The sequence below is a fragment of the Enterobacter sp. HG048 genome (assembly GCF_024702055.1).
In the GTDB taxonomy this organism is placed as follows: domain Bacteria; phylum Pseudomonadota; class Gammaproteobacteria; order Enterobacterales; family Enterobacteriaceae; genus Enterobacter; species Enterobacter dykesii.
Genome location: NZ_JANLIZ010000019.1, coordinates 58872 through 80625 on the forward strand (window position 1 = coordinate 58872; position 21754 = coordinate 80625).

Here is a 21754-nt window from a genome sequence, read left to right on the forward strand (position 1 = left end):
TCCTTTCAGAGAAACGTCTCAACGGCTTCTCGCATTTTTTTGACGTGCAGCCCGTAGACCACCTGAACGTTGTTACCTTGTTTGATAATCCCTTTCGCGCCGGTCGCCTTCAGCCGCGGCTCGTCGATAATGGCGACATCCTTCACCGTGACGCGTAAGCGGGTGTAGCAGTTGTCCACCACTTCAATGTTTTCCCGACCGCCGAGTCCCACCACGATGGATTCACCCAGCCCGTCGTTATTGCCCTTCGCCTGGTACTCCTGCTTGCTGTAGAGGCGCGTCTCTTGATCTTCATCCTCACGGCCCGGCGTTTTCATGTTGAAGCGCAGGATCAGGAAGCGGAACACCACGAAGTAGAGAGCGAACATGATCAGCCCGACCACGATGTACACCGGCCAGTTGGACTTCTCCGTGCCGAGCGGCAGGTTGTAGAGGATGAAGTCGATAATCCCGTTGGCACCGATGGCGTGAACGCCCAGCAGCGAGAACAGCATCATGCCGATGCCGGTCAGCACCGCGTGCACCACGAACAGCAGCGGAGCGACGAACAGGAAGGAGAACTCAATCGGCTCGGTCACGCCGACCAGCAGAGAGGTCAGCGCCGCCGGGATCAGAATGGCTTTCGCAATGGCTTTACGCTCCGGCTTTGCGGTCATGTACATCGCCAGGGCTGCGGCAGGCAGGCCGAACATCTTGCTGATGCCGCGCGCATCCCACACCACGGTGCTGCTGAGCTGCTTCACCTCCCGACAAGCCATTTCGGCGAAGTAGATATTGCGCGCGCCCTGATAGGTTGTGCCGCACACCTCCTGCGTGCCGCCCAGCTCGGTATAGAGGAACGGCGTATAAACCAGATGGTGCAGGCCGGTGGGGACCAGAATACGTTCCAGGAAACCGTAGATTGCCACGCCAAGCGGCCCGGAGCCTTTGATGGCCAGCGCCAGGGCACTAATACCGTGCTGGGCAAAGGGCCATAGTTCACTCATCACCACGCCGAGCAGCATGGAGACGGGAAGCATGACGATGGCGACAAAACAGTGGCCAGAGTAAATCGCCATCGCGCCGTTAAACTGTACGCCGGAGTATTTGTTGTACAGATAGCCGGAGAGCGCCCCGGTCAGGATCCCGGCAAAAACGCCCATCTCCAGCACCTGTACGCCCAGTACCATGGTCTGCCCGGCCGCTTTCATTTGGGCCGCTGGCGCCAGCGCGCCCTGCAGCTGCAGCGTGACGTTCATGGCGTTGATGAACACCACAAAGGTCACCAGACCAATCAGCGCGGCATAGCCTTTATCACGCGTCGCCAGACCAATCGGGATCCCGACGGCAAACACCAGCGCCAGGTTGATCAGCACCGACACGGCAGATTTCGCGATAAGCTGACCAAGATGCTGAATCAGCGGATGGCCCAAAAACGGCAGGTATTCAGCGAGATTACCGTTACCCAGAACGTTACCAAAGGCGATAAACAGACCGACGATCGGTAAGATAAGGACCGGTCCATACAATGATTTTCCGAAATTTTGTAGGGCGTTCACGGCTCGTTTCATGGCTTTCTCTCTTTTTGAACCGCGCACTCGGGGTGCGTCATGGTCATAAAACTAGCAGCCTTCGGGCGAGCTTAGCCAGCTATCTTCTTGTTTTAAAAACAAATGACGTGAAAGGTAACATGTGACGTCATGTGCTGTGATCGCGGTTCCATCACGGTGTAGCGACGTGATGCCGTTCTGCGAGGCGCTTTCCACATTTTAAAATTGGCCTTTTTGAATTAACGAAACTTGCGGATAATACTTATCCGGACGACGACCAACAGGCCCCCTCAGGCCAGGGACACAGGATGAAACCGTTTCGCTTAGCCGCGATCTCTCTCGCGCTGCTTACCACGTTTACGCTTGTCGGCTGTGATAACAGCGACGATAAATCTCAGGCTGCGGCTCCCGCGGCATCAACAGCATCAACACCGAAAGCTGCAGAAAAGCCCAATGCTGAAACGTTGGCTAAGCTTGCCGCCCAGAGTCAGGGAAAAGCGCTGACCCTGCTGGATACCTCAGAAGTCCAGCTCGACGGTGCCGCCACGCTGGTGCTGACCTTTTCTGTTCCGCTGAATCCCGATCAGGATTTCGCCAAAACGGTGCATGTCGTGGATAAGAAAAGCGGCAAGGTTGACGGGGCGTGGGAACTTGCGCCTAACCTGAAAGAGCTTCGCCTGCGTCATCTGGAGCCTAACCGCAACCTGGTCGTCACCGTTGAACGTGACCTGCAGGCGCTGAACAAGGCGACGTTTGGCATTGATTATGAAAAAGCCCTGACCACCCGGGACATTGAACCCACCGTTGGTTTTGCCAGCCGCGGCTCGCTGCTGCCGGGCAAAGTGGTGGAAGGTCTGCCGGTGATGGCGCTCAACGTCAACAATGTTGATGTCAACTTTTACCGCGTGAAGCCGGAATCGCTGGCCTCCCTTGTCAGCCAGTGGGAGTACCGTAACTCGCTGACCAACTGGGAATCCGATAACCTGCTGAAGATGGCGGAGTTGGTTTACACCGGTCGATTCGACCTTAATCCGGCGCGCAATACGCGCGAAAAATTGCTGTTGCCCCTGAAGGATATTAAACCGCTCCAGCAGTCTGGCGTTTATATCGCGGTCATGAACCAGGCCGGGCACTACAACTACAGCAACGCCGCAACGCTCTTTACCTTAAGCGATATTGGCCTGTCCGCTCACCGTTACCATAACCGCCTGGATATTTTCACCCAGAGTCTGGAAAACGGTGCGGCGCAGTCCGGCGTGACCGTCACGCTGCTGAACGATAAAGGGCAGACCCTTGCCGAGGCGAAGAGCGACGGCGATGGCCACGCTAAGCTTGAGACCGACAAAGAGGCCGCGCTGATTCTGGCCAGTAAAGACGGTCAGACCACGCTGCTTGACCTCAAGCTTCCTGCGCTGGATCTGGCAGAGTTCGATATTGCCGGTAGCCCTGGCTACAGTAAGCAATTCTTTATGTTTGGCCCACGCGATCTCTACCGCCCGGGTGAAACGGTGGTCCTCAACGGCTTACTGCGCGACAGTGACGGTAAGCCACTTCCGGATCAGCCCGTGAAGCTTGACGTGCTGCGCCCGGATGGACAGGTCGCGCGTACGATTGTCGTCAAGCCAGAGAACGGACTCTATCGCTTTAACTATCCGCTGGACAGCGGGGCGCAGACCGGCATGTGGCATATCCGCGCCAACACGGGCGATAACCTGCAGCGCCTGTGGGATTTCCACGTCGAAGACTTCATGCCTGAGCGCATGGCGCTCAACCTGAGCGGACAAAAAACGCCGGTTTCACCGCAGGATAACGTCGACTTTAACGTGGTGGGCTATTACCTGTATGGCGCACCAGCCAACGGTAATTCTCTGCAGGGCCAGCTTTTCCTGCGTCCGCTGCGTGACGCGGTGGCTGCGCTGCCGGGCTTCCAGTTTGGCGATATCGCCGAGGAGAACCTGAGCCGCAGTCTGGATGAAGTGCAGCTTACGCTTGATGAGCAGGGGCGTGGGCAGGTTTCTACCGAAAGCCAGTGGAAAGAGGTGCATTCTCCGCTGCAGCTGATCCTGCAGGCCAGCCTGCTGGAATCCGGCGGTCGTCCGGTGACGCGTCGCGCTGAGCAGGCAATCTGGCCGGCGGCTGAGCTGCCGGGTATCCGCCCTCAGTTCGCCAGTAAAGCCGTTTACGACTACCGCACCGATACCACCGTCAACCAGCCGATTGTTGACGAGAACGGCAATGCCAGCTTCGACATTGTTTACGCCGATGCCAGCGGAGCGAAAAAGGCGGTTTCCGGGTTACAGGTACGCCTGATCCGCGAGCGCCGTGACTACTTCTGGAACTGGTCTGAGAGCGAAGGCTGGCAGTCTCAGTTCGATCAGAAAGATCTGGTTGAAGGCGAGCAGGAGCTGACGCTCAAAGCCGACGAGACGGGTAAAGTCACCTTCCCGGTGGAGTGGGGCTCTTATCGTCTGGAAGTTAAAGCACCTGATGAGATGGTCAGCAGCGTGCGCTTCTGGGCAGGCTACAGCTGGCAGGATAACAGCGACGGCACCGGGGCTGCACGCCCTGACCGCGTGACGCTGAAGCTGGATAAGCCAGCCTATCAGCCTGGCGATACCATCAACCTGCACATTGCCGCGCCGGCAGCAGGCAAGGGCTATGCGATGATTGAGTCCAGCGAAGGGCCGCTGTGGTGGAAAGAGATCGACGTACCGGCAAACGGGCTTGATCTCGCTATCCCGGTCGACAAAGCCTGGAAACGTCACGATCTTTATCTCAGCACGCTAGTGGTGCGTCCTGGGGATAAATCCAAATCCGCCACGCCGAAACGCGCGGTCGGCCTGCTGCATCTGCCGATGGGCGACGAAAATCGCCGTCTGAACATTGCGCTTGATAACCCGCAGAAAATGCGTCCAAACCAGACGCTTTCTGTGAAGGTAAAAGCCAGCGTGAAAGAGGGTGCGGTGCCGCAGAAAGTGAATGTGCTTGTCTCGGCGGTAGACAGCGGCGTGTTGAATATTACCGATTACGTTACGCCGGATCCGTGGCAAGCTTTCTTTGGTCAGAAGCGCTACGGCGCGGATATCTACGATATTTACGGCCAGGTCATTGAAGGGCAGGGCCGCCTTGCCGCGCTGCGTTTTGGTGGTGACGGTGATGAGCTGAAGCGCGGCGGTAAGCCGCCGGTAAACCACGTCACCATTATTGCCCAGCAGGCACAGCCGGTTACGCTGGATGCCAACGGAGAAGGCACGGTTACGCTGCCCATAGGAGACTTCAACGGTGAGCTGCGTCTGATGGCGCAGGCCTGGACGGAGGACGATTTCGGCAGCAGTGAAAGCAAGGTTGTGGTGGCCGCGCCGGTCATTGCCGAGCTTAATACGCCGCGCTTCCTGGCAAGCGGGGATACCTCGCGGCTGACGCTGGATATCACCAACCTCACCGACCAGCCGCAAACGCTGAACGTTGCCCTGACCGCGACAGGAAAACTGTCGCTGGAAGGCGGGCAGCCGCAGCCGATTCAGCTGTCTCCTGGCGCACGCAGCACCCTGTTTATTCCGGTGCGTGCGCTGGAGGGTTATGGTGATGGCGAGGTGACCGCTCAGGTGACCGGCCTGCAGCTCCCGGACGAGACCTTTGCACCGCAGCAGAAGAGCTGGAAAATCGGCGTGCGTCCGGCGTTCCCGGCGCAGACGGTGAATACCGGTGCCATGCTGAACCCCGGCGAGTCCTGGACCGCACCGGCGCAGCACAGTAACGGTTTCTCTCCTGCTACCCTGCAGGGGCAACTGCTGCTGAGCGGCAAACCACCGCTCAACCTGGCGCGATATATTCGCGAACTGCAGGCATATCCGTATGGCTGTCTGGAGCAGACCACCAGCGGTCTGTTCCCGTCGCTCTACACCAACGCGGCGCAGCTTACGGCGCTTGGCATCAAAGGTGATACGGACGATAAACGCCGTGCCGCCATTGATATCGGTATTTCCCGTCTGCTGCAGATGCAGCGTGAAGACGGCGGGTTCGCGCTGTGGGATAAAAACGGTCCGGAAGAATACTGGCTGACGGCCTACGTGACCGACTTCCTGGTCCGTGCGGGCGAGCAGGGCTACAGCGTGCCTGCCGATGCGGTGAATAACGCCAATAGCCGGTTGCTGCGCTACCTGCAGGACCCGGGCATGATGTCTATTCGCTACAGCGACGATACGCAGGCCAGCAAGTTCGCCGTGCAGGCCTATGCCGCGCTGGTGCTGGCACGTCAGCAAAAAGCGCCGCTGGGCGCGCTGCGTGAAATCTGGGATCGTCACACTCAGGCGGCGTCCGGTCTGCCGCTGATGCAGCTGGGCATGGCGCTCAAACTGATGGGCGATGCCCCGCGCAGCCAGCAGGCGCTGGATCTGGCACTCAAAACGCCGCGCAACGACAGCAAAACCTGGATGGCCGATTACGGTAGCCAGCTTCGCGATAACGCGCTGATGCTCTCTCTTCTGGAGGAGTACAAGCTGCTGCCGGATGCGCAAAATACGCTGCTGAATGCCCTGTCTGAACAGGCCTTCAGCCAGCGCTGGCTGTCAACGCAGGAGAGCAATGCGCTGTTCCTGGCAGGACGTTCGCTGCAAACCCTGTCCGGTACGTGGCAGGCGAAAACTTCGCTGTCTGAGACCGCATCAGGCGGCGATAAGTCACTGGTACAAAACGTGAGCGGCGACCAGCTTGGCGCGCTACAGGTGACCAATACCGGGACAACACCGCTATGGGTACGCCTGGACAGCACCGGTTATCCGGAATATGCCCCTCAGCCGAGCTCGAACGTGCTGCAGGTGGAACGTCATATCCTGGCAACCGACGGCAGCAGTAAATCGCTCTCTTCGCTGAAGAGCGGCGAGCTGGTGCTGGTCTGGCTGGAAGTTAAAGCCAGCCAGAACGTGCCGGACGCGCTGGTGGTGGATCTCCTCCCTGCGGGTCTGGAGCTGGAAAACCAGAATCTGGCGAGCAGCAGCGCCAGCCTGCAGGACAGCGGCAGTGAGGTACAGAACCTGCTCAGCCAGATGCAGCAGGCGGACATTCAGCATATGGAATTCCGCGACGACCGCTTTGTGGCTGCCGTACCGGTAAATGAAGGCCAGCCGGTCACGCTGGTCTATCTGGCGCGCGCCGTGACGCCGGGAACCTACCAGGTGCCTGTTCCGATGGTGGAGTCTATGTACGTTCCACAGTGGCGGGCAACGGGGGCGGCCAGCGGCCCGCTGATTGTTGTTCCGTAAAATGCGAATAGCACGTCTGACACGCTCCCGCTGGCTATGGCTGGCGGGAGCGCTTCTCGTTTTATGGGGGCTGATTGTCGTCGCCGACCGCCTGTGGCCGTTGCCTCTGAAAGAGGTTAACCCCGCCCGGGTGGTGGTGGATGAGAAGGGCACGCCGCTCTGGCGTTTTGCCGATAGCGACGGGATCTGGCGCTATCCGGTGACGATCGAAGAGGTCTCTCCCCGTTATCTTGAGGCGCTCATCCAGTACGAAGATCGCTGGTTCTGGGATCACCCCGGCGTAAACCCGCTTTCTGTCCTGCGCGCCGCCTGGCAGGATCTCAGTTCTGGCAAGGTCGTCTCTGGCGGAAGCACGCTCACCATGCAGGTCGCGCGACTGCTGGATCCGCATCCGCGTACCTTTGGCGGCAAAGTTCGTCAGCTCTGGCGGGCGATGCAGCTGGAGTGGCATCTTTCCAAGCGCGACATTCTCACCCTCTATCTCAACCGTGCCCCCTTTGGCGGCACGCTGCAGGGCGTGGGGGCGGCAAGCTGGACGTATCTGGGCAAGCCGCCGTCGCAACTCAGCTATTCCGACGCGGCTTTGCTGGCGGTGCTGCCGCAGGCACCGAGTCGTTTACGCCCGGATCGCTGGCCTGAACGGGCCGAAGCGGCGCGCAATAAAGTGCTCGACCGCATGGCGACGCAGGGGGTCTGGTCCGCAAAGCAGGTCAAAGAATCGCGGGAAGAATCGGTATGGCTGGCGCCCCGACAGATGCCGCAGCTGGCGCCGCTCTTTGCGCGGATGATGCTCGGTAAAAGCAGCGACACGAAAATTGTCACCACGCTGGATGCCGGACTGCAGCGGCAGCTGGAAGAGCTGGCGATGAACTGGAAATCCCGCCTGCCGGCACGCAGCTCGCTGGCGATGATCGTGGTCGATCATACCGATATGAAAGTACGCGGCTGGGTGGGATCGGTGGATATCAACGATGACACGCGTTTTAGCCACGTGGATATGGTCAATGCGATCCGATCCCCGGGATCGGTGTTAAAGCCCTTTATTTACGGTATGGCGCTGGACGATGGCCTGATCCATCCCGCCTCGCTGCTCCAGGACGTTCCCAGAAAAACCGGTGATTATCGCCCCGGGAATTTTGACAGCGGGTTCCACGGACCGGTCAGCATGAGTGAAGCGCTGGTACGCTCCCTCAACCTGCCTGCCGTTCAGGTGCTGGAAGCTTACGGACCAAAACGATTTGCCGGGATGCTGAGCAACGCAGGCCTGCCGCTGATCCTGCCCGCGGGGGCGCAGCCGAATCTCTCTCTGATCCTCGGTGGGGCAGGCGCGCGGCTGGCAGATATCGCTGCAGCCTACAGCGCCTTTGCCCGACACGGTAAGGCGGGGAGGCTACGCCTGCAGCCGGGCGATCCGCTGACTGAACGTCCGCTGTTATCACCTGGCTCGGCGTGGATTATTCGCCGTATTCTGGCCAATGAGGCGCAGCCGCTGCCGGATAATGCGCTACCGCAGGTTGCGCCGCTGGCGTGGAAAACCGGTACCAGCTACGGCTACCGTGATGCCTGGGCCATCGGTCTGAATGCCCGTTATGTGATAGGCATCTGGACCGGACGACCGGACGGCACGCCCGTGGCGGGACAGTTTGGGTTTGCCAGCGCGGTTCCGCTGTTAAACCAGGTCAATAACCTGCTTCAGTCGCGCTCAACGGTAGACGAAGCCCGTCTGCCGCGCGATCCGCGTCCGGCAAGCGTCGGGCGGGGCGTGATCTGCTGGCCGGGCGGCCAGTCGCTGCCGGAAGGCAGTGAAAACTGTCGGCGTCGCCTGTCGACCTGGCTGCTGGAAGGGAGTGAACCGCCCACGCTGCTATTGCCCGAACAGGAAGGGATACGCGGAATTCGCTTTCCGGTCTGGCTGGATAAAACCGGCAAACGCGTGGCGGCAGATTGCCCTGATGCAACTGAAAAAGACCTTGATGTCTGGCCGCTGCCGCTGGAGCCGTGGCTGCCGGCGACCGAGCGTCGCGCGGTAAGGGTCCCTCCTTCATCAACCACCTGTCCTCCGCTGTCGCAAGACGCACCTGCGCCACTCATCCTGACCGGCGTGCGTGAAGGGGCCGTCATCAAACGTCTGCCGGGGGAATCCCGCGTTTCGCTGCCGCTTCAGGCGACCGGCAATAGCGGTGAGCGCTGGTGGTTTTTGAACGGTGAACCGCTGAATGTGAAGGGAAGAGTTTACACATTACAGCTTGATAAATCGGGCGATTATCAGTTACTCGTTATGGATGAGACCGGTCAAGTCGCGACGGTGAATTTTACGCTGCAGTGACCTGAAAATAGCTTTCAGATGTGAGCTGTTGCTAAAACTCGTCTTATTTTAATAAAATGTTACCTGAATCCATAGGCAATGGCGCTATTGCTCATTATAATCCGCGCCACACCATACTCAGGTATGCAAAACAACAGAACATTGACAGAGGTTATCATGGCTATTGAACGTACTTTTTCCATCATCAAACCAAACGCGGTGGCAAAAAACGTTATTGGCAGCATCTTCGCTCGCTTTGAATCTGCAGGGTTCAAAATTGTTGGCACCAAAATGCTGCATCTGACCGTTGAGCAGGCTCGCGGTTTCTACGCTGAGCACGAAGGTCGCCCATTCTTTGACGGCCTGGTTGAGTTCATGACTTCCGGTCCAATCGTGGTATCCGTGCTGGAAGGCGAAAACGCAGTACAGCGTCACCGTGACCTGCTGGGCGCAACCAACCCGGACAACGCGCTGGCTGGTACTCTGCGCGCTGACTATGCGGACAGCTTCACCGAGAACGGTACCCACGGTTCTGACTCTGTTGAATCTGCTGCACGCGAAATCGCTTTCTTCTTCGCAGAAGGCGAAGTGTGTCCACGTACCCGTTAATTTAACGGTTTCGTTTACATATTATTTTCGTAAATGCCGCGTCCAGACGTGGCATCCCTGCGCCAGACTTTGTACAATGCAACGCCCCGGACGAGCAGACCGCTTTCCGGGGCGTTTCTATTCAACCCTCCATGGGCCATAACGTGTAACAACGAGGCCGGATAATATTATGTCTGAATTAGTGAATACCTCCGAAGTCGCCATTCCTGCGGTTCCCAATAAAAATGGAAAAATCAACCTGCTGGATCTGAACCGTCAGCAGATGCGCGAGTTCTTTAAAGAGATGGGCGAAAAGCCGTTTCGTGCCGATCAGGTCATGAAGTGGATGTACCATTACTGCAGCGACAATTTTGATGACATGACTGACATCAACAAGGTCCTGCGCAACAAGCTCAAAGAAGTGGCTGAAATCCGCGCACCGGAAGTGGTGGAAGAGCAGCGCTCAGCGGATGGCACCATCAAATGGGCGATTGCGGTCGGCGATCAGCGCGTTGAGACCGTCTATATCCCGGAAGAGGACCGCGCCACGCTGTGTGTCTCCTCTCAGGTAGGCTGTGCGCTGGAGTGCAAATTCTGCTCTACCGCGCAGCAAGGCTTTAACCGTAACCTGCGGGTGTCAGAAATTATCGGCCAGGTCTGGCGTGCCGCGAAAATCGTGGGCGCGGCAAAAGTAACCGGCACGCGTCCTATCACTAACGTGGTGATGATGGGGATGGGTGAGCCGCTGCTGAACCTGACCAACGTCGTTCCGGCGATGGAAATCATGCTGGATGACTTCGGCTTTGGTCTGTCCAAGCGTCGCGTCACGCTGTCTACCTCTGGCGTTGTGCCTGCGCTGGACAAGCTTGGCGACATGATTGACGTCGCGCTGGCGATCTCCCTGCACGCGCCAAACGACGAAATTCGTGACGAAATTGTGCCGATCAACAAAAAGTACAATATCGAAACCTTCCTCGCTGCGGTGCGTCGCTATCTGGAGAAATCCAACGCCAACCAGGGCCGCGTGACCATCGAGTACGTAATGCTGGACCACGTCAACGACGGCACCGAGCATGCGCATCAGCTGGCTGAACTGCTGAAGGATACGCCGTGCAAAATCAACCTGATCCCATGGAACCCGTTCCCGGGCGCGCCGTATGGCCGTAGCTCGAACAGCCGTATCGACCGTTTCTCCAAGGTGCTGATGGAGTATGGTTTCACCACCATCGTGCGTAAAACCCGTGGTGATGACATTGATGCAGCATGCGGACAGCTGGCAGGTGATGTTATTGACCGCACCAAGCGTACCCTGCGTAAACGCATGCAGGGCGAGACGATCGCGGTTAAAGCTGTTTGATTATTATGCACTCACGGCGCATTATCTGCGCCGTGAGACATAACCTTACTGAATAATCAGTCAGATTCGTGATGACTGAACAATAATTACGGTGCGTTTCATCCGACTTTCGGGCAGTATGTAACGACGTAACAACAGTTTAGCCGTACGGGCAGGGCTGTACTGTCATCTCCGGGCTGACAGTCTTATACTCTCTGTTCAAGGTTAACTGACCAGAAGTTTCGCGGTGCGGGTGGCATTGTGACTCACCGGCACCTGAACCCTTATTTTTCACGTACCAGTAGTTGTAGCGAATGAATACTGAAGCCACTCACGACCAACATGAAGCACTTTCCACTGGCGTTCGTCTTCGCAACGCCCGTGAACAACTCGGACTCAGCCAGCAAGCCGTTGCGGAACGCTTGTGCCTGAAGGTTTCCACGGTTCGCGATATTGAAGAAGATAAGGCACCTGCCGATCTGGCTTCAACGTTCTTGCGCGGTTATATCCGCTCTTACGCAAAACTGGTCCATATCCCCGAAAACGAATTACTGCCAATGATGGAGAAGCAGGCACCGGTCCGTGCAGCAAAAGTTGCGCCGATGCAGACTTTCTCTCTGGGGAAACGTCGTAAAAAACGCGATGGCTGGCTGATGAGCTTTACCTGGCTGGTGCTGTTTGTGGTGATCGGTCTGACCGGCGCATGGTGGTGGCAAAACCACAAGGCCCAGCAGGAAGAGATTACCACTATGGCCGATCAATCCTCCGCCGAACTCAACCAGGCCGGAAGTGAGAACGGTCAGAGCGTGCCGCTGAATACCGACGGCGCAGCTTCCTCCAGCGAGCCACAGACCGCAGCGCCAGACGCGTCGGCGACCGATGCAGCACAGGCTCCGGCAGCAACGGCTAACACCGCTGCGCCGCAGGCTCAGGATCAAAACGCGGTTGTTGCCCCTTCTCAGGCTAATGTTGATACTGCGGCGAACGCGCCTGCGGCTACTCAGCCTGCAGACAATAGCGCAGCGGCTCTGCCAACCAGCCCGGCGGGTACAGCGACAGCAGCCGATCCCAACGCACTGGTGATGAACTTCAGCGCCGACTGCTGGCTGGAAGTGACTGACGCGACAGGTAAAAAACTGTTCAGCGGCCTGCAGCGTAAAGATGGTACGTTAAACCTAACCGGCCAGGCTCCCTATAAACTTAAAATCGGCGCTCCGGCAGCGGTACAGATCCAGTATCAAGGAAAACCTGTCGACCTGAGCCGCTTTATCAGAACTAACCAGGTTGCACGTCTTACCGTTAATGCCGAACAATCAGCAGCACAGTAACAGACGGGCAACGCGGGAGATTTTTCATGCATAACCAGGCTCCGATTCAACGTAGAAAATCGAAACGGATTTACGTTGGGAATGTGCCAATCGGCGATGGGGCACCTATCGCCGTTCAGTCGATGACCAATACGCGCACCACTGATGTGGAAGCGACGGTCAATCAAATCAAAGCATTAGAACGTGTAGGCGCGGACATTGTGCGCGTCTCCGTCCCGACCATGGATGCCGCAGAGGCGTTCAAACTGATCAAACAGCAGGTCAGCGTTCCGCTGGTGGCTGATATCCACTTCGACTACCGCATCGCACTGAAAGTGGCCGAATACGGCGTCGATTGCCTGCGCATTAACCCGGGCAACATCGGTAACGAAGAGCGTATCCGCATGGTCGTGGACTGCGCCCGCGATAAAAATATTCCTATCCGTATCGGCGTTAACGCCGGTTCCCTGGAAAAAGACCTGCAGGAAAAATACGGCGAGCCTACGCCACAGGCGCTGCTCGAATCCGCGATGCGTCATGTGGATCATCTGGATCGTCTTAATTTTGACCAGTTCAAAGTCAGCGTAAAAGCGTCTGACGTGTTCCTGGCGGTAGAGTCTTATCGTCTGCTGGCAAAACAGATCGACCAGCCTCTGCACCTCGGGATCACCGAAGCAGGCGGCCTGCGCAGCGGCTCTGTAAAATCCGCTATTGGTCTTGGGCTGCTGCTCTCTGAAGGTATCGGTGATACCCTGCGCGTCTCGCTGGCGGCCGATCCGGTCGAAGAGATCAAAGTCGGTTTCGATATCCTGAAGTCACTGCGCATTCGCGCGCGTGGGATCAACTTCATTGCCTGCCCAACCTGCTCGCGTCAGGAGTTTGATGTGATCGGGACGGTGAATGCCCTGGAGCAGCGTCTGGAAGACATTATCACCCCGATGGACGTCTCCATCATCGGCTGCGTGGTAAACGGTCCGGGTGAAGCACTGGTGTCAACTCTGGGCGTGACCGGCGGTAACAAGAAAAGTGGTCTCTATGAAGATGGCGTTCGTAAAGATCGTCTGGATAATAGCGACATGATCGACCAGCTTGAAGCCCGTATCCGCGCCAAAGCCGCCATGATGGACGAAACACAGCGTATCAGCGTTCAGCAGGTTGAAAAATAACGTGATGGGAAGCGTGCCGCTTCCCATGTATGATTGAACCCATTCTTTGGGTTTTTTTTGTATATAGAAAGAGAATAAACGTGGCAAAAAACATTCAAGCCATCCGCGGCATGAACGATTATCTGCCTGGCGAAACCGCCATCTGGCAGCGCATTGAAGGCACACTGAAGCAGGTGCTCGGCAGCTACGGTTACAGCGAAATCCGTTTGCCGATTGTAGAGCAGACCCCGTTATTCAAACGCGCGATCGGCGAAGTCACCGACGTGGTTGAAAAAGAGATGTACACCTTTGAGGACCGCAACGGCGACAGCCTGACCCTGCGTCCGGAAGGGACGGCGGGCTGCGTACGCGCCGGCATCGAACATGGTCTTCTGTACAATCAGGAGCAGCGCCTGTGGTATATCGGCCCGATGTTCCGCCACGAACGTCCTCAGAAAGGTCGTTATCGCCAGTTCAATCAGCTGGGTGTGGAAGTCTTTGGCCTGCAGGGCCCGGACATCGACGCTGAACTGATTATGCTGACCGCCCGCTGGTGGCGCGCCCTCGGTATCGCCGATCACGTTTCTCTTGAGCTGAACTCTATCGGTTCTCTGGAAGCACGCGCTAACTACCGCGATGCGCTGGTCGCGTTCCTGGAACAGCATAAAGAGAAGCTGGACGAAGACTGCAAACGCCGCATGTACAGTAACCCGCTGCGCGTTCTGGATTCCAAAAACGCGGATGTTCAGGCACTGCTGAACGATGCGCCTGCGCTGGGTGACTACCTGGATGAAGAATCTCGCGAACACTTCGCGGGCCTGTGCAAGCTGCTTGAAGCGGCAGGCATCGCCTATACCGTGAATCAGCGCCTGGTGCGCGGTCTGGACTACTACAACCGTACCGTGTTTGAGTGGGTGACCACCAGCCTCGGTTCTCAGGGCACCGTATGTGCGGGCGGCCGTTATGACGGTCTGGTTGAGCAACTTGGCGGTCGCGCAGCGCCTGCTGTTGGCTTCGCGATGGGCCTTGAGCGACTTGTTTTGCTGGTTCAGGCAGTTAATCCTGAATTTAAAGCAGATTCCGTTGTCGATATATACCTGGTGGCTTCAGGCGCGGAAACGCAGTCTGCGGCGATGCAGCTTGCCGAACGCGTGCGCGATGCGCTGCCGGGCGTTAAGCTGATGACCAACCATGGCGGCGGCAACTTTAAAAAACAGTTTGCTCGTGCCGATAAGTGGGGCGCAAGTATTGCACTGGTGCTGGGCGAGTCCGAAGTGGCTAACGGCGAAGTGGTGGTGAAAGACCTGCGCTCTGGTGAGCAGACAACGGTAACGCAGGACGGCGTTGCGGCGCACTTGCGCACTCTATTGGGCTAAGGAGAAGGACTGCGTGGAAATTTACGAGAACGAACACGATCAGGTCGACGCGATTAAGCGCTTCTTTGTTGAAAACGGCAAAGCGCTGGTTGTTGGGGTTGTTTTAGGTATCGGTGCGCTGGTGGGCTGGCGTTACTGGAACAATCATCAGGCAGATTCCGCGCGCGGCGCGTCTCTGTCCTATGAAAATACCGTGAGCGCAATTCGTGCCGATCAGCCGCAAACGCTGACTGCTGCAGAAAAATTTGCGGCTGACAACAAAAACACCTACGGTGCACTGGCTGCGCTGGAAGTGGCTCAGCAGTACGTTGATAAGAACGAACTGGATAAAGCCGCTGCACAGCTCTCGCAGAGCCTTGCTGCGGCCAGCGATGAGAACCTGAAAGCGGTGATCAATCTGCGCCTGGCACGTATTCAGGTTCAGCAGAAAAAAGCTGACGATGCGCTGAAAACGCTCGATACCATCAAAGGCGAAGGTTTTGCTGCCATCGTTGCCGATCTGCGCGGTGAAGCACTGCTGAGCAAAGGTGACAAAGCGGGCGCGCGTAAAGCGTGGCAAGCTGGCGTAGAGAGCAACGCTTCACCTGCGCTGAGCGAAATGATGCAGATGAAAATAAATAATTTGTCCGTCTGAGAGGGACCCGATGCAATTGCGTAAATTACTTCTGCCAGGACTGCTTTCTGTTACGTTATTGAGTGGTTGTTCACTGTTCAGTGGCGAAGAAGACGTTGTGAAAATGTCCCCACTGCCGACGGTTGAAAACCAGTTTACCCCATCCACCGCGTGGGATGTCTCCGTGGGCAATGGGATTGGTGATTTCTATTCCAACCTTCATCCGGCGTATGCAGACAGCGTTGTCTATGCCGCTGACCGCAAAGGTACCGTGAAAGCGGTGAACGCCGATGACGGGAAAGAAGTATGGTCCGTTAACCTGGCGGAAAAAGACGGCTGGTTCTCCCGTAAACCTGCACTGCTGTCTGGCGGTCTGACCGTTGCCGGTGGCCATGTCTATGTGGGCAGCGAAAAAGCGCAGGTTTATGCGCTGAACAGCAGCGACGGCTCTATTGCCTGGCAAACAACCGTGGCGGGTGAATCCCTGTCTCGTCCGGTAGTAAGCGACGGCCTGGTGCTGATTCATACCAGCAACGGCCAGCTGCAGGCGCTGAACGAAGCTGACGGTCTGGTGAAATGGACCGTTAACCTGGATATGCCTGCGCTCTCTCTGCGCGGCGAATCCGCGCCGGCTACCGCATTTGGTGCTGCCATTGTGGGCGGTGACAACGGTCGCGTGAGCGCAGTGCTGATGCAGCAGGGCCAGATGATCTGGCAGCAGCGCATCTCTCAGGCCACTGGCTCAACGGAAATTGACCGTCTGAGCGACGTAGACACAACGCCGGTCATCGTTAACGGTGTGGTTTACGCGCTGGCCTATAACGGCAACCTGACCGCGCTGGATCTGCGCAGCGGCCAGATCATGTGGAAGCGTGAGCTGGGCTCTGTGAACGATTTCATCGTTGAGGGCAACCGCATCTATATGGTCGATCAGAACGACCGTCTGCTGGCGCTGAGCACCGAAGGCGGCGTCACGCTGTGGACGCAAAGCGATCTGCTGCACCGTCTGCTGACTGCTCCGGCACTGTACAACGGTAGCCTGGTGGTTGGCGACAGCGAAGGGTATATGCACTGGATCGATCCGGATAACGGCCGCTTTGTTGCACAGCAAAAAGTCGACAGCTCCGGTTTCCTGACCGATCCGGTTGTGGCCGACGGCAAACTGCTGATTCAGGCAAAAGACGGCACGCTGTACGCGATCACGCGTTAATTACCCGGCGGTTGTAGTATACTAAACGGCTCCTGTTCACTCAGGAGCCGTTTTGACATTTTTAAAAACGCCGCGAAAGCGACGTTATTTTGAATTTTATGAGGCTTCAAACATGGTACCTGTGGTCGCGCTTGTCGGGCGCCCTAACGTTGGAAAATCCACTCTTTTTAACCGTTTAACACGCACCCGTGATGCGCTGGTTGCGGATTTCCCGGGGCTGACGCGTGACCGTAAGTACGGTCGTGCAGAGGTGGAAGGACGCGAGTTCATCTGTATTGATACCGGTGGTATTGACGGCACAGAAGACGGCGTTGAAACCCGCATGGCGGAACAGTCGCTGCTGGCGATTGAAGAAGCGGATGTGGTGCTGTTTATGGTGGATGCGCGCGCTGGCCTGATGCCGGCGGACTCCGCTATTGCCAAGCATCTGCGTTCACGCGAAAAGCCGACTTTCCTGGTGGCGAACAAAACTGACGGCATCGATGCCGATCAGGCCGTCGCGGATTTCTGGTCTCTGGGCCTGGGTGAAATCTACCCGATTGCGGCATCGCATGGCCGTGGCGTCACCAGCCTGCTGGAAACCGTTCTGCTGCCGTGGGTTGACGAAGTAAACCCGCCGGAAGAAGTAGACGAAGACGCTGAATACTGGGCGCAGTTCGAAGACGGAGAAGAGGGCGAAGAAGAGCCTGAAGACGACTTCAACCCGCAGGATCTGCCGATCAAGCTGGCCATCGTGGGTCGTCCAAACGTAGGTAAGTCTACGCTTACTAACCGTATTCTGGGTGAAGAGCGCGTGGTCGTTTACGACATGCCGGGCACCACCCGCGACAGCATTTATATCCCGATGCAGCGCGATGAGCGTGAGTATGTACTCATCGACACCGCCGGGGTGCGTAAGCGCGGGAAAATCACCGATGTGGTGGAAAAATTCTCCGTTATCAAAACCCTGCAGGCGATCGAAGATGCCAACGTGGTGCTGCTGGTCATCGACGCGCGCGAAGGTATCTCCGATCAGGATCTCTCTCTGCTCGGCTTTATCCTCAATAGTGGGCGCTCACTGGTTATCGTGGTCAATAAGTGGGATGGCCTGAGCAATGAAGTGCGCGAGCAGGTGAAAGAGACCCTCGACTTCCGTCTGGGCTTTATCGACTTTGCCCGCGTGCACTTCATCTCTGCGCTGCACGGCAGCGGCGTGGGTAACCTGTTCGAATCCGTGCGTGAAGCGTACGACAGCTCCACCCGTCGTCAGAGCACCGCCATGCTGACCCGCATCATGAACATGGCTGCAGAAGACCATCAGCCGCCGCTGGTGCGCGGCCGTCGCGTGAAGCTGAAATATGCCCACGCCGGTGGTTACAACCCGCCAATCGTGGTGATTCACGGCAACCAGGTGAAAGACCTGCCGGATTCCTACAAGCGCTATCTGATGAACTACTTCCGTAAATCGCTAGACGTTATGGGCACGCCTATCCGTATCCAGTTCAAGGAAGGGGAAAACCCGTTTGCCAACAAGCGCAACACCCTGACGCCAAACCAGATGCGTAAGCGTAAGCGCCTGATTAAGCACATTAAGAAAAGCAAATAAGCTTTACCTGCTTCACGAAAGCCCGCGTTTATCGCGGGCTTTTTTTTACCCAATCATACCGCCGGTTTTCTCTGTGTGAAGTCAATCACTATTCACTTTTAACCATGTTTAAATCTAAGAAAGTAGACAATCGTCGAATTTTCATCTTAAAGTCCAGGGGCCGGTACTAGACAAAACTAGCGCCTGGTTATCAAATGGTTAACTAACTTTTCGCCGCATGTAAAAAATCGGCCAGATACGTAACTGGCCGGCGTACCTGCTGGTGTTTACAAGCACGACGACATACCTTTCGGGAGAATTATGCAATCCACTGTTAATCAAAAAGAGAGCCGAACGTTCTTCGGCCATCCGTATCCGCTCGGTTCCCTGTTCTTCACCGAGATGTGGGAGCGTTTCTCGTTTTACGGCATTCGTCCGTTACTGATCCTGTTTATGGCCGCCACCGTCTATGACGGCGGGATGGGCCTGGCGCGTGAAAATGCCTCGGCGATAGTCGGTATCTTTGCCGGTACCATGTACCTGGCCGCGCTGCCGGGCGGCTGGCTGGCGGATAACTGGCTCGGCCAGCAGAGAGCCGTCTGGTACGGTTCGATCCTGATTGCGCTCGGCCATCTGTCGATCGCGCTCTCTGCGGTAATGGGGAACAACCTGTTCTTTATCGGCCTGATGTTCATCGTGCTTGGCTCCGGGCTGTTCAAAACCGATGGTCGGCACTCTGTATAAAAAAGGCGACGCGCGTCGTGACGGCGGTTTCTCGCTGTTCTATATGGGCATCAATATGGGCTCGTTCATCGCGCCGCTGATTTCCGGCTGGCTGATTAAAACCCACGGCTGGCACTGGGGCTTTGGTATTGGCGGCATCGGGATGCTGGTGGCGCTGATTATCTTCCGCGTGTTTGCCGTTCCTGCGATGAAACGCTATGACGGCGAAGTCGGCCTCGACTCCACCTGGAACAGCCCGGTGGTGAAGCGTAACGGCGTGGGCGTTTGGCTGCTGGCGCTGGCGGCAGGCGTGGCAACGATCGTGACGCTGATTGCGCAGGGCGTGATTGTGATTAACCCGGTCGCGGTAGCCAGCGTGCTGGTCTATGTGATTGCTGCATCCGTTGCCCTCTACTTTATTTATCTGTTTGTCTTTGCGGGGCTGAACCGTAAAGAGCGCGCCAGACTGCTGGTCTGCTTTATTCTGCTGATCTCCGCGGCGTTCTTCTGGTCCGCGTTCGAACAGAAGCCAACCTCGTTCAACCTGTTTGCCAACGACTACACTAACCGCATGATTGGTGATTTCGAAATCCCGGCGGTGTGGTTCCAGTCAATCAACGCCCTGTTTATCATTCTGCTGGCTCCGGTGTTTAGCTGGGCATGGCCGAAGCTTGCGAGCAAAAACATTCGTCCGAGCAGCATCACCAAGTTTGTTATTGGTATTTTGTGCGCGGCGGCGGGCTTTGGCCTGATGATGCTGGCGGCACAGAACGTGCTGAGCAGCGGTGGAGCGGGCGTGTCGCCGTTCTGGCTGGTGGGCAGCATCCTGATGCTGACGCTAGGTGAACTGTGCCTGAGTCCGATTGGCCTGGCGACCATGACGCTGCTGGCGCCGGAAAGAATGCGCGGCCAGATGATGGGGCTGTGGTTCTGCGCCAGCGCGCTGGGTAACCTGGCGGCGGGCCTGATCGGCGGCCACGTGAAGGCCGATCAGCTGGATATGCTGCCGGATCTCTTCGCGCGCTGCTCCATCGCGCTGCTGATCTGTGCCGCGGTACTGATCGTCCTTATTGTTCCGGTGCGCCGCATGCTGGAAAATGCGCAGACTAAACCGGCAGCTGAAGCCTGATAATGTTCAGCCTACCGGGGCAGTTATCCTGCCCCGGAAAACCCAACAGGAGAGAATATGCCGATTACCTGCCCGGAATGCCATGCACCGCTGGAGCCCCAGAACGGCGTAGCGCACTGCGACAGCTGTAATAAAGATATTGCGCTTGAAGCCCGCTGCCCGGAGTGCCATCAGCCACTCCAGGTATTAAAAGCCTGCGGTGCGGTGGACTATTTCTGCCAGAACGGCCACGGTCTTATCTCTAAAAAACGCGTGGAGTTTGTTCCGGCCGAAGGTTAATCGCAGACGCAGCCTTCGCCTTTCTTCCACAGCTCGACCAGCGACTCGGGCGCTTCCTGCTCGGGTACCAGCACGATGATATCGGCGTAGTGCGCCTGATTTTGCCCGGTCCAGATAATCTGGATGCGGAAATAGCGCTGGTCGCCGCTGCCGGGTGAAGAGGCTTGCCCCGGCGGCTGACCGCGTGGAAAAGCCTGCTCCAGGATGCTCACCAGTCGCTGGCGCTGGGCTTCATTGAGCGAGGAGAGCGCGATGGTGCGCTGTCCGCTCAGCCTGGGGATAAAAGCGACGCCGCCTTCCCGGGCCAGCTCAACCACGGCGTCATCCGTCAGTTCCGGAACCTGCATTTACAACACTCCCACCTGTTCCCAGGCTTGTTTAATGGCCGCACCAGCGTCACCGCCGGAGCGTTTCTCTCCGTGCGCGATCGTCAATTTTGCGAAGGCCTCAAAATCCGCATCCTGCGCCAGATTGCGATCGCAAACCGTGTCGTACCAGGCATAACCTGCTTTTTCCCAGGCGTAGCCGCCGATCGCCGTCGCGGCCAGATAAAATGCCCGGTTGGGGATGCCGGAGTTCAGATGCACGCCGCCGTTATCCTCGCGCGTTTTAATGAAATCTTTCATGTGCGCAGGCTGCGGGTCTTTGCCGAGCAGGGGATCGTCATAGGCGGTGCCGGGTTCAGACATTGAGCGCAGCCCTTTGCCGTTAATCCCTTTCGCCAGCAGCCCTTCACCAATGAGCCAGTCTGCTTTATCGGCGGTTTGCTTCAGATGGTACTGTTTGACCAGCGAGCCAAACACGTCCGACAGAGACTCGTTCAGCGCGCCCGACTGCTCAAAATAGATAAGCCCGGCTTCGGTCTCGGTCACACCGTGGCTCAGCTCGTGCGCCACCACGTCGATGGCGATGGTAAAGCGGTTAAATATTTCCCCGTCGCCGTCGCCAAATACCATCTGCTGACCGTTCCAGAAGGCGTTCTGATATTCCCGGCCATAGTGAACGGTGCCGGTCAAAATAAGTCCTTTATTATCGAGCGAATCACGCTGATATTCTTTCCAGAAGAAGTCATGGGTAATACCTAAATAATTATAAGCTTCATCCACCGCCACATCGCCGTTCGACGGCTGGCCTTCGTAACGCACCTGCTTACCCGGCAGCTCCTGGGTTTGCTTCGCGTCGTAAATATCGCGCTCCAGCTGCCCGGCTTTATTCACGTGCGGCGCGGCGGGTTTGCCCGGCATGTGGGCCATCAGCGTCTGGACGTGGGTTAATGTCTGACGGGCACAGCGCTGCTGCGGCTCGGAACCGCTTTCGATAATACGACGAAGAATATAAGGGGGAATAACGCTATGAAGATGGGGCATGCTGCTCTCCTTATTAAAAAAG

General features: G+C 57.2%; 14 protein-coding genes and 1 pseudogene. 12 read left to right on the forward strand and 3 right to left on the reverse strand.

All coding sequences use genetic code 11. The features are described 5' to 3' along the window. Positions 1 to 5 precede the first annotated feature (5 nt). The gene (locus NUX24_RS18850) at positions 6 to 1550 is read right to left on the reverse strand and encodes a PTS transporter subunit EIIC (protein WP_257833387.1); all 1545 of its coding nucleotides are present in this window, start codon (positions 1548 to 1550) and stop codon (positions 6 to 8) included. Between the two features lie 287 nt (positions 1551 to 1837). On the opposite strand from NUX24_RS18850, the gene NUX24_RS18855 reads away from it, so the two are divergent. The 12 genes and pseudogenes from NUX24_RS18855 (at position 1838) to NUX24_RS18910 (ending at position 20365) form a co-directional block, all read left to right on the forward strand. After that, positions 1838 to 6790 carry an alpha-2-macroglobulin gene (locus NUX24_RS18855; RefSeq protein ID WP_257833388.1) on the forward strand — a complete coding sequence of 1651 codons (4953 nt, stop codon included), beginning with the start codon at positions 1838 to 1840 and terminating at the stop codon, positions 6788 to 6790. 1 nt (position 6791) lies between these two features. After that, positions 6792 to 9116, forward strand: coding sequence for a peptidoglycan glycosyltransferase PbpC (gene pbpC / locus NUX24_RS18860; RefSeq protein WP_257833390.1), 2325 nt, complete (start codon positions 6792 to 6794; stop codon positions 9114 to 9116). 156 nt (positions 9117 to 9272) lie between these two features. Then, entirely contained in the window at positions 9273 to 9704 is a 432-nt protein-coding gene (ndk, locus tag NUX24_RS18865) for a nucleoside-diphosphate kinase (RefSeq protein WP_003860625.1), read from the forward strand. A 169-nt stretch (positions 9705 to 9873) separates the two neighbouring features. Continuing rightward, positions 9874 to 11040 (forward strand): bifunctional tRNA (adenosine(37)-C2)-methyltransferase TrmG/ribosomal RNA large subunit methyltransferase RlmN, encoded by a 1167-nt coding sequence (locus NUX24_RS18870; protein ID WP_014171168.1) that lies wholly within the window; start codon positions 9874 to 9876, stop codon positions 11038 to 11040. Between the two features lie 293 nt (positions 11041 to 11333). Beyond that, positions 11334 to 12347, forward strand: coding sequence for a cytoskeleton protein RodZ (rodZ, locus tag NUX24_RS18875; RefSeq protein WP_257833392.1), 1014 nt, complete (start codon positions 11334 to 11336; stop codon positions 12345 to 12347). A gap of 26 nt (positions 12348 to 12373) precedes the next feature. After that, a complete protein-coding gene (ispG, locus tag NUX24_RS18880) occupies positions 12374 to 13492 on the forward strand; it encodes a flavodoxin-dependent (E)-4-hydroxy-3-methylbut-2-enyl-diphosphate synthase (RefSeq protein WP_023308814.1) in 1119 nt (372 codons plus the stop codon). A gap of 80 nt (positions 13493 to 13572) precedes the next feature. Then, the gene (gene hisS / locus NUX24_RS18885; RefSeq protein WP_032622984.1) at positions 13573 to 14847 is read left to right on the forward strand and encodes a histidine--tRNA ligase; all 1275 of its coding nucleotides are present in this window, start codon (positions 13573 to 13575) and stop codon (positions 14845 to 14847) included. Between the two features lie 13 nt (positions 14848 to 14860). Then, positions 14861 to 15481 carry a YfgM family protein gene (locus NUX24_RS18890; RefSeq protein ID WP_039263736.1) on the forward strand — a complete coding sequence of 207 codons (621 nt, stop codon included), beginning with the start codon at positions 14861 to 14863 and terminating at the stop codon, positions 15479 to 15481. Positions 15482 to 15491: 10 nt separating this feature from the next. Further along, positions 15492 to 16670 carry an outer membrane protein assembly factor BamB gene (gene bamB, locus NUX24_RS18895; protein ID WP_008502135.1) on the forward strand — a complete coding sequence of 393 codons (1179 nt, stop codon included), beginning with the start codon at positions 15492 to 15494 and terminating at the stop codon, positions 16668 to 16670. Positions 16671 to 16782: 112 nt separating this feature from the next. Further along, positions 16783 to 18255 (forward strand): ribosome biogenesis GTPase Der, encoded by a 1473-nt coding sequence (gene der / locus NUX24_RS18900; RefSeq protein WP_023308811.1) that lies wholly within the window; start codon positions 16783 to 16785, stop codon positions 18253 to 18255. A gap of 300 nt (positions 18256 to 18555) precedes the next feature. Next, a pseudogene (locus tag NUX24_RS18905) lies at positions 18556 to 20086 on the forward strand (peptide MFS transporter). Positions 20087 to 20143: 57 nt separating this feature from the next. After that, positions 20144 to 20365 (forward strand): zinc ribbon domain-containing protein, encoded by a 222-nt coding sequence (locus NUX24_RS18910; RefSeq protein ID WP_257833398.1) that lies wholly within the window; start codon positions 20144 to 20146, stop codon positions 20363 to 20365. Here the strand turns inward: NUX24_RS18910 and NUX24_RS18915 are convergent. Together NUX24_RS18915 and NUX24_RS18920 are read right to left on the reverse strand one after the other, a co-directional pair. Next, positions 20362 to 20712, reverse strand: a complete 351-nt coding sequence (locus NUX24_RS18915) for a protealysin inhibitor emfourin (RefSeq protein WP_047652671.1) — start codon at positions 20710 to 20712, stop codon at positions 20362 to 20364. The genes NUX24_RS18910 and NUX24_RS18915 overlap by 4 nt on opposite strands. Continuing rightward, entirely contained in the window at positions 20713 to 21732 is a 1020-nt protein-coding gene (locus tag NUX24_RS18920; protein WP_047652670.1) for a M4 family metallopeptidase, read from the reverse strand. Between the last annotated feature and the right edge of the window lie 22 nt (positions 21733 to 21754).